The following is a 13,694-nucleotide window of genomic DNA, read 5'->3' as shown; positions in this document are numbered from 1 at the left end:
AGGCGATGGCGGGAAACAGTCAAATGCCCAGAACGGCCAAATCGCGCGCGAGCGCGCGACCGCGTTCCGGCCGGACGCAAGGTCGAAACGGCAGCGTGCAAGGCGATGTCATGGATGATGCGATCGCCCTCGACGCGCTGGCCGGCCACGCCGGCTATGCGGTGCGGCGCTTCCAGATCTGGATTTTTCAGGATTTTATCCGCACGCTCGGTGCCGTCGACATCAGGCCGACGCAGTATTCCGTGATGACGGTGATCGGTGCGAACCCGGGCCTGAGCCAGATGGCGGTCGCCAAGCGGCTCGGGATCGAGCGCGCCAGGCTGGTGCACCTGCTGGACAGCCTCGAAAAGCGCGAACTGGTCAGCCGCCTCAGATCGGCCACCGACCGGCGCTCCCACGCCTTGCACCTGACCGCGCGCGGCAGGACCGCACTGGCGCAGTTCAGGCGGCTCGCCGCCGAACATGAGCGCCATGTGGCCGATAAAATCGGCAAGGAAAACCGGGAGCGGCTTCTGCAAATCCTTTCCGCGTTCACCTGATCGCGGCCGTCGCCTCGCCACGGGCCTTCTCGCCTATATATTAGGCAACTACTCGCCTGCGCCAGGCGCGAAGAGCGGGTACACTTGCACCCTAAATACCTGATACTGCGTACCTATCCTTTGATACCGGCTCCATCCAACCGTTGTACACAATGGCACATCGCTTGCTTCACTCCCGGTAACCTTTGCTCGCTGGAGTTTTGCTCGCCATGCAGTCTGACGCGCCTGAAACCGTTGCCGCCATCGTCGCCGCGCACCGCGCCGCGACCATGACCCCGGCGCAAACCATCGCGCGCAGCTATCAGCGCATCCGCGCCCACAACGATCCGGCCGTGTTCATCTCGCTCCGCGATGAAAAGGACGCGCTGGCGGAAGCGGAAGGCCTGACGAAAAAAGACGCTGCGCAGCTTCCGCTCTACGGTGTCCCGGTCGCCGTAAAAGACAATATCGACGCGCAGGGCATGCCAACCACCGCCGCCTGCCCGGCATTCTCCTATTCGCCCGCGCAGGATTCGACGGCCGTGGCAAAACTGCGGGCGGCCGGCGCCATCATCATCGGCAAGACCAATCTCGACCAGTTCGCGACCGGTCTGGTCGGCGTCCGCTCGCCCTACGGCATTCCCGTCAATCCGATCCGTGCCGATCTCGTTCCGGGCGGATCGAGTTCGGGATCGGCCGTCGCGGTTTCCGCCGGTCTCGTGCCGCTGGCGCTCGGCACCGACACCGCGGGCAGTGGCCGCGTGCCGGCGATGCTGAACAACATTATCGGATTGAAACCGAGCCTCGGGCTGATCTCCAACGCTGGCCTGGTGCCGGCGTGCCGGACGCTCGACTGCATCTCGGTGTTCTCGCTGACCGTCGACGACGCGATGACCGCGCTGGCGGCGATGGCCGGGCTCGATGGCGCCGATCCGTATTCGCGCGACCGGCCGCTGGGAGCGGTGACCGCATTTCCCGAAAAACTCCGGCTCGGCGTGCCGCGCAACGGCCAATTGATCTTCTTCGGCGACCGCGCCGCGGAGAAAGCCTATGGCGAGGCGCTTGCGCGCTGGACATCGCTCGGCGCCACGCTGGTCGAATTCGATCTGGAGCCGTTTTATGAGACCGCGCGGCTGCTCTATGAGGGCCCGTGGGTCGCCGAACGTTATCTCGTCATCCGCGACCTGCTGGCCTCCGCGCCGGATTCGATCCATCCGGTGACGCGCGAGATCACGGCCGCCGGCGCACGGCTGACCGCCGCCGACACCTTTGCCGCGCTCTATCGGCTGCAGGCGCTGCGGCGTGCCGCTGAGCACAGCTTCGCCAATTTCGATGCGATGGTGCTACCGACGGCGCCGACCGCTTATTCGACTGCGCAGGTGCTGGCCAATCCGGTCGAGCTCAACTCGAGGCTCGGCACCTACACCAATTTTGTGAATCTGCTCGACCTCTGCGGCCTCGCACTGCCGGCCGCGATGCATGCCGACGGCATTCCGTTCGGCATCACGCTGCTGGCACCTGCGGGGCATGACGCCGCGCTCGCCAGTATCGGGCGCGTGTTTCACGCCGACACCAAACTGAAGATGGGAGCCAAGGGGCTGATGCAGCCCGCGCTCGCCCCATTGCCGTCCGGCGCCGCCGGCGACGAAATCACCATCGCCGTGGTCGGGGCGCATCTCTCCGGCATGGCGCTCAACGGCGAATTGCAGGCGCTCCGCGCACGCCTGCTCGAGGCGGCCATGACGGCGCCAGACTACAGACTCTATGCGCTCGACACCACGCCGCCGAAGCCCGGCATGCTGCGCGTGGACGCCGGCGCGGGGCATTCGATCAAGCTGGAGCTATGGGCGCTGTCGGCGGCAGCCTTCGGCAAGTTCGTCGCCGCGATCCCGCCGCCGCTCGGGATCGGCACGATCCGGCTGGCTGACGGAAGAGGCGTGAAGGGTTTTATGGTGGAGCCCGTGGCGGTCGAGGGCGCGCGCGATATTTCAGGCTACGGCGGCTGGCGCGCGTTCATGGCTGAGAAGGTGTGAACCGTCATTCCGGGGCGCGCAAAAGCGCGAGCCCGGAATCCATCCCTCCACCAGCGTGATCTCGATATAGGGCTAACCAGCCAACGGCCGTCAATGTGGATGAATGGATTCCGGGCTCGCCGCGTTGCGGCGCCCCGGAATGACGGGGGACTACACCGACACCGCGTAGAGTTCGTATTCCCCGCGCACCAGCTCAATATGCGCGCGCATCGCGGCGGCAGCGCCGGCCTTGTCGCCGCGCATGATCGCGACCACGACGCGGTCGTGTTCGGCGTGCGATTTCGCCAGACGCCCGAGATTGCGGAACTGGGCGCGGCGGAACGGTTGCACCCGCACCCGCGTCGCCAGCGTCATCTCGGCGATGTAGCCGTTCTGCGAGCCGGCATAGATCGCGTTATGGAAGCGTTCGTTGACCTCGTGAAAGCGTTCGGGATTGCCGGCGTGGCTCAGCACGCGCAATTCTTCGTGGATCGCTTCGAGCTTCTGGCGATCGGCCGGCGGCATGCGTTCGGCGGCCAGCCCGGCGCACAACGCTTCCAGCTCCGCCATCGCCTCGAACATTTCAGTTAAACGATCCAGCGACGGCTGCGCCACCACGGCACCGCGATGGGCGCGGGCTTCGACCAAACCGCTCGCCACGAGCTGGCGCAGCGCCTCGCGGACCGGGGTACGCGACACCGAAAAGCGCCGCGCGATGTCAGTCTCATCGAGCGCCGATCCCGGCGGCAGCACGCCGCGCACGATCTCGTCGGCCAACTGCAGCCGCAGTTCCTCCGCGCGCGTGACCTTGTCGCGTTGCGATGAAGGGCGATCGACGCGGCGGACCGTGGTTTCCGGCAGATCCTCCAGACTCATGTCTTTTGATCCGTTTGCTTGGAAGATTCGGGTTCGTCGATGATGCTGACGTGCGCCGCGACGATCTTCCAACCCTCGGGAAATCGTATCCAGGTCTGCATCTGGCGCCCCACCCTGCCCTTCGCGCCCTCGCGGTAGAACAACGTGGAGGCGACGGCGGTATCACGGCCATAGGTCGTGATCACAGTCTTGTCGGTCCGCCGCATCAGCCCGACCGGCGAGCGCGCGGCGCGGAACGCCATGATCGCGTCATAGCCGTAGAGATTTTCACCAATGCCGTAGCGCAGCGTGCGGGAATCGTTGCGGAACAATTCGTCGAGCACAGCCACGTCGTTCGACACCAGCGCCTTTTCATAGCGCGCAAACTGTGCGGTGACTTCGGCCAGCACGTCGGGAAGATCGATCTCCATCAATATGATCCTCTCGGCGGCGGCGCTGCGGCAACGCCCATCTGTTCCAGCGCATGCGCGACCCGCAGCGCGATATCTTCCCGCCAGGGCGCGGCGATGATCTGGACACCGATCGGCATTGGCTCCAGCGGCACCGGCACCGCGACGACAGGCAGACCGATGAACGAAATCGGCTGGGTGTGGATGCCGATGTTGGCGCGCACCGGCAGTTCGACGCCGTCGAGCACGAAGTTCACTTGCCCAAGCTTCGGCGCGACGCAGGGCGTGGCCGGCGCGATAATCACGTCCACCGACTTGAACAGCTCCAGCACCTTTGCGCGGTACCAACGCCGGAATTTTTGCGCGCGATCGACCAGCGGCGCCGGAACCATGGCTCCGGCAATCAGGCGGTCGCGCACCGCCGGATCGAAATCGTTCGGACGCTTGCGCAGGCGATCGAGATGCAGCGAAGCGCCTTCGGTCGTCGTGATCACATAAGCCGCGGCGCGGGCGCGCGCGGCCTCGGGAATCTCGACCGTTGTCGCGGCATCGAGCGCCTTGGCGACACGCGCGACAGCCTCGACCGCTTCGGGAAAGACGTTCTTCTGGAAATAACCGCCGGCCACCGCGACCCGCAGGCCCGAGACACCCTGCGCCAGCAGCGGCGTGACCGGTTCGACCGGCCGCGTCGTGCAGGCCGCATCGGCAGCATCCGGCCCCTGCATGGCGTCATAGGCCAGCGCGAGATCGGCGACACTGCGCGCGAACGGGCCGAGATGATCGAAGCTTGCGACAAAGGGGAAGGATCGCGCGCGCGACAGCCGGCCGTAGGTCGGCTTCAGGCCAAAGACGCCGCAGAACGACGACGGCACGCGGATCGAGCCATTGGTATCGGATCCCAACGCGATCGGAACCAGTGCGCCACCGACCGCGCTGCCCGAGCCACCCGACGAGCCGCCGGTCATCCGCGTCGGATCGTGCGGATTACGTGACGGGCCGTCATGCACATTCTCGCCGGTGAAATCGTAGGCGTATTCGCCCATGTTGAGCGCGCCGACCAGCACGGCGCCCTGCGCCTCCATGCGCTCGATCAGCGTGGCATCGCGCGGCGATGGCGCGAGGTCGCGGTTGATCTTCGACCCGGCGCGGGTGGCGAGACCTTTTACATCGAAAAGATTCTTCACCGCGAACGGTACGCCCGCAAGCGGCCCGGCCTTCTGGCCGGCGGCAATCGCGGCGTCGACCGCGCGCGCCTTGGCGCGTGCGCGATCCGCGGTGACGTCGGTAAAGGAATTCAGCACGGAATCGTGTTTGGCGATCCGCGCCAGCGCGGCTTCGGTCGCATCAAGCGCAGACAGCTTGCGGTCCGTTACGGCTTGCGCGATTTGTTGGGCCGACAGCCCGTCTGATTTCACGGTCATGGCGCGGTCACGCTGTGTAGACACTGGCCGGCTCGGTTTCGTCCGGGAGCGGGAATTCATCGACCAGCCGCGCCAGCCTCAGCGACACTTCGAGGTTCGCTCGCACGGCAGGCCGCCAGGCTTCCTCGACCGGCAGCGCCAGCGCCTTTGCGACGGCATCGATGTAATTGTCCAGGGATTCGGCAGCCATTTCACTCCCACTCAGCTTTCTTGATGAGCCGGCAACGGCGGATGCGGAATCGCCGTCAGCAATTCCTTTGTGTAGGCGTCCTGCGGATCGCCGAGCACGCGCTCGGACGAGCCCTGCTCGACGATTCGTCCCGCACGCATCACGATGACACGATCGCACAGCAAACGCACCACATTCAGATCATGCGACACGAACAAATAGCTCATGCCCATCGATTGCTTGAGATCCTGCAGCAGATTGAGCACGACGGCCTGCACGGAGACGTCTAGGGCGGCGGTCGGCTCGTCGAGGATCACGAGTTTTGGATGCAGCGCGATCGCACGTGCGATGCCGACGCGGGCCTTCTGGCCGCCGGATAATTGGTGCGGGAAACGATCGAGCAGGTTGACCGGAAGGCCGACCAGGCCGGCGAGCTCCTCGCAGCGGGCGCGCAGCGCGTCGCGTCCTCGGATGTCGCCAAGCTGCATGATCGGATCGGCGATGGCGCGCGCGGCGGTAAAGCGCGGGTTGAGGCTGTCGGTCGGATCCTGGAACACCATCTGGATGCTCTTGCGCAGCGGCAGCCGCGCAAACGCCTGCGGCAGGATGGCACCGATCTCCTCGCCGTCGAACAGGATGCGGCCGGAAGTCTGGTCGAGGAGCCGCATCACCATCATCGACGTCGTCGACTTGCCACAGCCGGATTCACCGACAAGACCGACGCTCTCACCGTGGCCAACGGTGAAGCTGATGCCGTCAACCGCGCGGAACAGTTCGGCCTCGACCGGCGGCTTGCGGGAAAACAGCTTTGACAGCACGGCGGTGGCGCCCTGGCGGGGATATTCCTTGACGAGCTTTTCGACGAGGAGGAGTGGTTTTGCGGAGTCGTCGACCGCAGGCGTTGGCGCAGCGGCAGGTGCCGCCGCGCCCTCTTCCTCCGGAAGCAAATCCCGCAACGACACGCCGAGCCGCGGCGTCGCGCGCATCAGCTTCTTGGTGTAGGCGTGCTCGGGCCTGGCAAAGATATCGGCGGACTTCGCGGTCTCGACCACGCGGCCCTTCTCCATCACTACCACGCGGTCGCAATAGGCGGCAGCCAACCCCAGATCATGCGTGATCAGGATGGTCGACATATTCCGGCGCTTGGTCAGCTCCACGATCAAATCCATCACCGCCTTCTGCGTGGTGACGTCGAGTCCCGTGCTCGGCTCGTCCGCTATCAGGAGCTGCGGGTTGCAGGCCAGCGCCAGTGCGATCACGACGCGCTGGCACATGCCTCCCGAAAGTTCGAACGGATAGGCGTGATAGCGCTCGCGCGGACGGGCGATCTTGACCTGCTCCAGCGCCTCGATCGCCTTTTCGCCGCGGTCGCTGGCCGCGCTCTGCACGTGCTGGCGCAGCACGTCCTCGATCTGGTCGCCGACTTTGCGGATCGGATTCAGCGCCGCGCGCGGATTCTGGAAAATCATCGAGATTTCGCGGCCGCGCAGATCGCGCATCTCGTTTTCGCTCGCGGCCTTGACGTCGATGCCGGAAAACATCACCGAGCCCTCGGCGATCCTGCCGGCGCGGTCGAGAATCCGCATCACGGCGTATGACGTCACCGACTTGCCGGAGCCGGACTCGCCGACGATGCCGAGCGTCTCGCCCTTGCCGACGGAGATGCTGACATGCTGCACCGCCTTGACGATGCCGCGCCGGGTGGAGAATTCGACGGTGAGGTCGTGGACATCGAGAAGAGGCTGGGCCGTCATGATGGCCTCCGCAAAAATCTCGAAAACAACCCCATGCAAAGTAGAACGGCCAGGACTCCTGTCGTATTTCCTCCGGTCATGCGGAGGCGGAGACCAGCAAAGCTTGAATCGGCCATCACGTCCTCCGCTGCGGATCGACGATGTCGCGCAGGCCGTCGCCGAGCAGGTTGAAGCAGAACACCGCAAGCATCAGCGCAAGCCCCGGGAACAGCGCGATCCACCATTCGCCCGAGACCATGAACCCCGCCCCTTCCGCGACCATGATGCCCCATTCCGCGGTCGGCGGCCGCACGCCGAGACCGATAAAGGACAAGCCCGCGGCGTTCAGAATTGCATAGCCCATGGTCAGCGACATCTGCACGATCATGATCGGCATGATGTTGGGCAGGATGTGCACCAGCAGAATTCGCATTTCGCCGTTGCCCGACAGCCGCGCCGCCTGCACGAAGCCGGCATTGCGGCGCACGTTCGCCTCGGCCCGAGCGACGCGCGCATAGAGCGGAAAATTCACGATCGCGGTCGCGATGATGATGTTCTGCACGGTATTGCCAAGGGCTGCGACGATACCCATTGCCAGCACGAACAGCGGAAACGCCATGATGGTGTCGGCGACGCGCCCGACGATGCGATCGGTCCAGCCGCCGAAATAGCCGGCGGCGATACCTGCAAGGCCGCCCATCAGGAACACCAGCGCCACCGACGCCACCGCGATGAAGGTGTCGAGCCTGGTGGCGACGACGACGCGGCTGAAGATATCGCGGCCCAACTGGTCGGTGCCGAACCAGTGCGCCGCGGACGGCGGCTTCAGGGCTGATGCGGTATCGCTGGCGAGCGGATCGTAGGGAACGATGTACGGGCCGAAGATCGCGGCGAACAGGATGATGACCAGGAGGCCGAAGGCAAACGCCGTGACGCGGTTCTCGCCGAGCACGTAACGGGTATGCTCGAAGATGGCTGATAGTCCCGAGGTACGGGCGGGTCCGACGGGTTCAGCGGCAGGCGCAACGCTACTCATCTACCAACCTCACCCTTCCAGCCGCACGCGCGGATCGATCACGCCGTAGAGAATGTCGATGACCAGATTGAGCAGCACGTACATGACCGCCATGGTCAGCACGAAGCCTTGCACGGGCGCGAAGTCAGAGGAGATCAGCGCTTCGACGGCGTAGGAGCCGATGCCGGGCCAGGCGAACACTTTTTCGACCAGCACATTGGCCCCCAGCAGGAACGAAAACACCATGCTGAGCGTGGTGATGACGGGCAGCATGGCGTTGCGAAACGCGTAGGTGACGATCACGGTCGACGGCGACAGCCCGCTGGCGCGCGCGGTGCGGACGAAGTCGGAGGTCAGCACCGCCAGCATCGACGCCCGCGTCATGCGCGCGATCGGCGCCAGCGAGAAGATCGCCAGCGTTGCCGCCGGCAGGATCAACTGGCTCAGCGCCGAACGAAACGTTTCTAAATCGCGCGCAATCAGGGCGTCGATCAGATAAAGGCCGGTCACGGTCGGCGGCGCACTGTAGAACACGTCGAGCCGCCCGAGCGGCGCCGGCGACCAGCCGAGCCTGAAATAGAAGACGTAGACCAGCACCAGTCCCGTAAAGAACACCGGCAGCGACACGCCGGCGGTCGTGGTGATGCGACAGAGATGGTCGATCCACGAACCCGGGCGGGTCGCCGCCAGCACGCCGAGCGGGATCGCGATCATGACCGAAACGACGAGGCCAAGCAGCGTCAGTTCGGCGGACGCCGGCAGGCGGTTGCGGATTTCGGTGGCGACCGGCTGGCCCGTGGTCAGCGAGTTGCCGAAATCGCCATGCGCGAGATCGTTGGTGTAGCGGAAGAACTGCTCGATCAGCGGCTTGTCGAAGCCGAGTTTCTTGCGGATCTGCTCGATGGCTTCCTTGTTCGCCGCGGGACCTGCGAAATAGGCCGCGGGATCGCCAGGCAGCGCGCGCGTCAGCAGGAACGTGACGATCACGACCCCGATCAGCGACGGGATCGCAAACATCAGCCGCTTGCCGATCATGGTCAGCATGACGCTCGCCTCTTATGCTTTCACGAGCGCGCGATAATCCAGGCGGCGGTGGAACCAGTATTGATAGCCCGACACGTTCTTCTGCATCGCGACGTTGACGTAGGGCTGGTACAGCGGGATGCGCGGGATGTCCTTGAAGGCGAGATCGACGAAACCCTTTACGTCGGTATCGTACTTGGCGGTGTTGCCGATCGCCGCGGCGTCGACGGCGCCGTGGATGAATTCGTCCATCGGCTTCGACTGGTAGCTCATGGTGTTGAAGATCGAATTCTTGCCGTCATAGCACCAGATGAAGAAGTACTCGGGATAGTCGAGCCAGCCGGAGAACACGTTGGTGTAGAGCGGCAGCACCTTCTTGTTGAGTTCGGTGCGCCAGTTGGCGCCGGGAATCTTGTTGATGGTGGTCTTGATGCCGATCTGCGCGAGGCTCTCCTGCACCAGCACGCAGAGCGGCTCGTTGACGCCGGCGAAACCGAGGTCGAACGACAGCGTGGTCTCGAAGCCGTTGGGATGGCCGGCTTCCGCCAGCAATGCCTTGGCCTTGGCTATGTCAGTGACGTATTTGGTCGGCTGCGGCCAGGCCACCTCGGTGGCCTTGTCGGCAGCGGCGCCGAACATCGGCTTGGCCAGGCCGAACAGCACCGCGTCCATGATCTTCTGGTAGGGGATCGCGCAGGCGACCGCCTCGCGAACCTTGGGGTTGTCGAACGGCGGGATCTTGACGTTCATGCCGATGTACTGGACGCCGTTGGAGTAAGGCACCGAAACAATGTTGAGCTTGCCGCTGTCCTTCAGCTCGACGAAATCCTTGTTCGGCAGATCGTAGGAGATGTCGGCGTCGCCGCGCTCCAGCAGCGCGCGGCGGTTGCCCGCCTGCGGCACCATGCGCCAGATCACGCGCTTGACCTTGGGCAAGGGACCGCCGACCCAGGCGTCGTTGCGCTCCATGACTACTTCGGTGCCGGCCGTCCACTTTGTGACCTTGTAGGCCCCGGAGCCTGCGGTCTGCTGCTTGGTGTATTCGAGACCCCACGGATCCTTCTCGCTGGCGTTCTTCTTCACCAGCTCCGAGTTGACGACGCAGGGTACAATGACCGCGAGGTCCGGGATGGTGAGGCGGTCCTTCTTGGCGAAATCGATCCGCACCGTGTTGTCGTCGACGACGACGAACTGCTCGGTCTTGGTCAGGGAGCCCGCGCCCATCTGGAACGTCGGAAAGCCGCCGACGCTCACCGCGCGATCGAGCGACCACTTGACGTCCTTCGCCGTGACCGGCGCACCGTCGTGGAATTTGGCGTTCTTCTTCAGCTTGAAGGTGACCGACATGTCGCCGACATTCATGTCCTCGGCGAGCTCGGGCTTGAACTTGTCGCGGTCGTAATACGGCACGCCGCCGGGACCGCTCTTCATCTCGTGGCTGATCAGGCGGTCGTAGCAATTCCACGACACCTCATAGCCGGGCACGTTGGTGCCGACGCCATGAATGTCGAGATTGTTGGGGCCGCTTTCCGAGACGATCAATAGCGTCTCCGACCGCGCATCAGCCTTGGCCGCAGACCAGATCGCCGGCGCCGGCACCATCGCGCCCGCAGCAACGCCGGTGACGGATTTCAGGAAATCGCGACGCTTCATGGGTGATGCTCCAAACGCCTGAGGGGAAACGGCTTTGGAACTGGAATCGCAAGGTTTGTGCCAATCCTTAAAGGAAAGCTAACTCTCGCCTAAGTCACTGAATTATCGGCAGATAGGTGCCAAACGGGGATTCTTGACTGGGGCGCATCGAACCTCTGATTGCATACAAAGAAGCATATTTGCCTACTTTTAGTGCAGATATTTGGCTCGCTCCTTTGCTGTGCGGCCTCCGGGCTTCCTTCAAACCGGCCAGAGCAAATCCTGCAACTCGAACAGGTTGCCGGCCCTCTCCTGCCAACCCTCTATACAGATCTGCCTGGCGGGATCGCTAAACCGATGAAGCAGCGTCAGCGCCATCAGCCGCCGTTTCAGGTCTGGATTGATATCCGCACTCGAATATCCGTATCCCTCAAACAGGCTCCGCACGCGGCGCGGCATCCCGGCGGTCATGAAGCCGCTCGGACCCAGCAGGTCGTATTCGCACCATCCGGTCATCACGTCGCCGAAGTCGATCAACCCGGACAAGCGCCAGCCGGCGCTGTCACGGCTCAGCAGAAAATTCTCCGGGATGTACTCGCCGGTGAGAATCACCGGCCGCTGATCCAGGGGAATAAGCCTTTCCGCATCGCGCAGCAGTTCGTCCAGCCCATCGAGAAATTTGCGCGGCAGACCGAGGCGCTCGTGCCGGGCGCGGCATCCCGCAATTTGCGCTGACAGGAACCGGTCCCAACGCGGCTCGATATTCGCAAGATCTCCAAGCGGGACACGCTGGACCTCCGCGATGATCTGCCCGATCTCAACGAGGACGCGCTCCTTCTCGCTTTCGGAGAGTGTCGGCCATGCCTCGCTGCCGAGAACACCCGGCAGCCGCGTGAAGACGAGATATGGCCATCCGTCGCGCTCGCCTTCGACGACGGTTTCGGGGATCGCGATCCGAAGCTGGCCGCGAAGTTGGGCGAGCGAGCCACGTTCCGAGACGAATTTGGAACGAAGAAAGGGCGGGAAAATCTTCAGGATGAGTTTCTCATCAAGCGCCATGACGACGTTGGTGCCGGTGGCGAAGGCGTGCGGCGCCGCGCAGGTCAGGCCGTGGCTGCGGGCGATATCGAGCGCGATCGGCCGCCACTGCGCCGGATCGGCGCGCCAGACTCGGAAGGGCTCGTAGTCTGTGAAGCTCGGCAGCGATGCAGTCATGGTGGCGCTGAACCTTGTTTGTCGTCATTGCGAGCGCAGCGAATCAATCCATCTCGCCGAGCAATGAAAGAATGGATTGCTTCGCTTCGCTCGCAAAGACGGAATTAGCGGTCCGGATTGGCCCGCTCGAACTGGCGCAGCAGGCGGTTGCCGCGCTCGACGGCGACGTCGAGGGCTGCCTGCGCGGACTGCTTGCCGCTGAAAACCTGCTCGAGTTCTTCGTCGATCACGCCGCGGATCAGCACAAAGGACCCCAGCCGGATTCCCTTCGAATTCTCGGTCGGCGGCTTCAAGGTCATCTGCTCGATACCGATCGCAGCACCGGGATTGCGATCGTAGAAGCCCTGCGCGCGGGTGAGGTCGAAGGCGGCGCGGGTGATCGGCAGATAGCCGGTGTTCTGGTGCCAGGCAGCCTGAACTTCCGGCTTCGAGAGATAGGCGAAGAACCGCGCGACGCCGGCGTATTCGGCGCGCGGCCGATCGCGCAGCACCCATAGCGTGGCGCCGCCGATGATGGAGTTTTGCGGGGCGCCGGCGATTTCGGGCCGGTGCGGGATCATGCCGTAACCGACCTCAAACTTCGAATTGGCCTTGATGTCCGCACGCGTCCCGGACGAGCCGATGAAGATGGCGCATTCGCCCTTCTGAAAGCGCGGCTCGGCCGATTGCCCGCGACCGCTATAGTCGAAAACTTTCGTCGCCTGCCATTCCGCCAGTTGCGCGATGTGCCGCACCACGTCCGGATTGTTGAAGGTCAGCTCCGCGTCGAGCCCCCCGAAGCCATTGGCCCGGGTCGCCAGCGGCAGATTGTGGAACGCGGAAAAATTCTCGACGTGAACCCAGGAAGGCCAGGATGTGGTGAGCCCGCAAGGCGAGCCGGCCGCGCGCAGGCGCTTTGCCGCTGCGCCGACCTCGGCCCAGGTGTTCGGCGCCACCTCCGGATCGAGGCCCGCGGCGCGGAACAGATCCTTGTTGTAGTAAAGGATCGGCGTCGAGACATTGAACGGGAACGACAGCATGTTGCCGGCGACATCGGAATAATAACCGGTCACGGCCGGCAGATACGCCTCCGGCGAGAACGGCTCCGACTGATCGCGCATCAAGTCGAACACCGGATAGATCGCGCCCTTTGCCGCCATCATGGTCGCAGTCGCGATCTCGTTGACCTGGACGATGGCGGGCTGGCTTCGCGAACGGAATGCGAAGATCGCTGCCGTCACCGTCTCGGTGTAGTTGCCCTTGTATGTCGGCACGATCCGATAGTCGGACTGCGACGCATTGAAATCGGCCGCCAGCTTTTCGAGCTGCTTGCCGAGCTCCCCCGACATCGCATGCCACCACATGATTTCGGTGGCTGCCTGCGCCGGAGACGCAAGCGCCGTGGCGGCGAGGGCTGCAAATTGCAAGAATCTCAAGGCCAATTTCACTGGTGATTTCCTTGCTCTGCCGCGCCTTCGATAAATGGGTTCCCAAGCCCTCATAAATCGCTGCGGCTGCGGTTTCAATCCGCCCGGCATCGCCGCAGCGCACAACACAATTTAAGATTGTAGCAAGATTATCAGGATTACTGGCGGAAAACCGCCTGCCGGCCCAGCCGCCAATAGCCAAGCATCGGTAAATTCTGCTAAAAATGCATTGAACCTTTTCTCCCCCGCCGCAGACTCAATCTCTAAGGGGATTTGTCGCCTGTG

Annotated in this window: 12 protein-coding genes; 2 read left to right on the top strand and 10 right to left on the bottom strand. The window is 63.9% G+C overall.

Annotation, left to right across the window (positions count from 1 at the left end):
- The first annotated feature begins 23 nt into the window (after positions 1 to 23).
- Together IVB05_RS02495 and atzF are read left to right on the top strand one after the other, a co-directional pair.
- Positions 24 to 539, top strand: coding sequence for a MarR family transcriptional regulator (locus IVB05_RS02495; protein ID WP_346771873.1), 516 nt, complete (start codon positions 24 to 26; stop codon positions 537 to 539).
- Positions 540 to 748: 209 nt separating this feature from the next.
- Complete coding sequence (gene atzF / locus IVB05_RS02490; protein WP_247782866.1) at positions 749 to 2,551, top strand: allophanate hydrolase; 1,803 nt, start codon at positions 749 to 751, stop codon at positions 2,549 to 2,551.
- Between the two features lie 150 nt (positions 2,552 to 2,701).
- On the opposite strand, the gene IVB05_RS02485 is transcribed toward atzF, so the two are convergent.
- From IVB05_RS02485 to ugpB, 10 genes are all read right to left on the bottom strand, one after another.
- Complete coding sequence (locus IVB05_RS02485; RefSeq protein ID WP_247782865.1) at positions 2,702 to 3,406, bottom strand: GntR family transcriptional regulator; 705 nt, start codon at positions 3,404 to 3,406, stop codon at positions 2,702 to 2,704.
- The gene (gene hpxZ / locus IVB05_RS02480) at positions 3,403 to 3,816 is read right to left on the bottom strand and encodes an oxalurate catabolism protein HpxZ (RefSeq protein WP_247782864.1); all 414 of its coding nucleotides are present in this window, start codon (positions 3,814 to 3,816) and stop codon (positions 3,403 to 3,405) included. The genes IVB05_RS02485 and hpxZ overlap by 4 nt, the downstream gene beginning before the upstream one ends.
- Positions 3,816 to 5,216 (bottom strand): AtzE family amidohydrolase, encoded by a 1,401-nt coding sequence (locus IVB05_RS02475; protein WP_247782863.1) that lies wholly within the window; start codon positions 5,214 to 5,216, stop codon positions 3,816 to 3,818. Before IVB05_RS02475 ends, hpxZ begins: the two co-directional genes overlap by 1 nt.
- 7 nt (positions 5,217 to 5,223) lie before the next feature.
- Positions 5,224 to 5,406: a DUF4089 domain-containing protein gene (locus IVB05_RS02470; RefSeq protein ID WP_247782862.1), complete on the bottom strand. Its 183-nt coding sequence runs from the start codon at positions 5,404 to 5,406 to the stop codon at positions 5,224 to 5,226.
- A gap of 11 nt (positions 5,407 to 5,417) precedes the next feature.
- Complete coding sequence (locus IVB05_RS02465) at positions 5,418 to 7,139, bottom strand: ABC transporter ATP-binding protein (protein WP_247782861.1); 1,722 nt, start codon at positions 7,137 to 7,139, stop codon at positions 5,418 to 5,420.
- Between the two features lie 115 nt (positions 7,140 to 7,254).
- The gene (locus IVB05_RS02460; RefSeq protein ID WP_247782860.1) at positions 7,255 to 8,154 is read right to left on the bottom strand and encodes an ABC transporter permease; all 900 of its coding nucleotides are present in this window, start codon (positions 8,152 to 8,154) and stop codon (positions 7,255 to 7,257) included.
- A 9-nt stretch (positions 8,155 to 8,163) separates the two neighbouring features.
- Positions 8,164 to 9,177 carry an ABC transporter permease gene (locus IVB05_RS02455; RefSeq protein WP_247782859.1) on the bottom strand — a complete coding sequence of 338 codons (1,014 nt, stop codon included), beginning with the start codon at positions 9,175 to 9,177 and terminating at the stop codon, positions 8,164 to 8,166.
- Between the two features lie 12 nt (positions 9,178 to 9,189).
- Complete coding sequence (locus tag IVB05_RS02450; RefSeq protein ID WP_247782858.1) at positions 9,190 to 10,809, bottom strand: ABC transporter substrate-binding protein; 1,620 nt, start codon at positions 10,807 to 10,809, stop codon at positions 9,190 to 9,192.
- 240 nt (positions 10,810 to 11,049) lie between these two features.
- Positions 11,050 to 12,003, bottom strand: a complete 954-nt coding sequence (locus tag IVB05_RS02445; RefSeq protein ID WP_247782857.1) for an aminoglycoside 3'-phosphotransferase/choline kinase family protein — start codon at positions 12,001 to 12,003, stop codon at positions 11,050 to 11,052.
- A gap of 104 nt (positions 12,004 to 12,107) precedes the next feature.
- Positions 12,108 to 13,484 (bottom strand): sn-glycerol-3-phosphate ABC transporter substrate-binding protein UgpB, encoded by a 1,377-nt coding sequence (gene ugpB / locus IVB05_RS02440; protein ID WP_247782856.1) that lies wholly within the window; start codon positions 13,482 to 13,484, stop codon positions 12,108 to 12,110.
- Positions 13,485 to 13,694: the final 210 nt, after the last annotated feature.

Origin of the sequence: Bradyrhizobium sp. 170 (assembly GCF_023101085.1) — a bacterium.
Lineage (GTDB): Bacteria > Pseudomonadota > Alphaproteobacteria > Rhizobiales > Xanthobacteraceae > Bradyrhizobium.
This window is presented reverse-complemented; position numbering and strand designations above follow the sequence as displayed.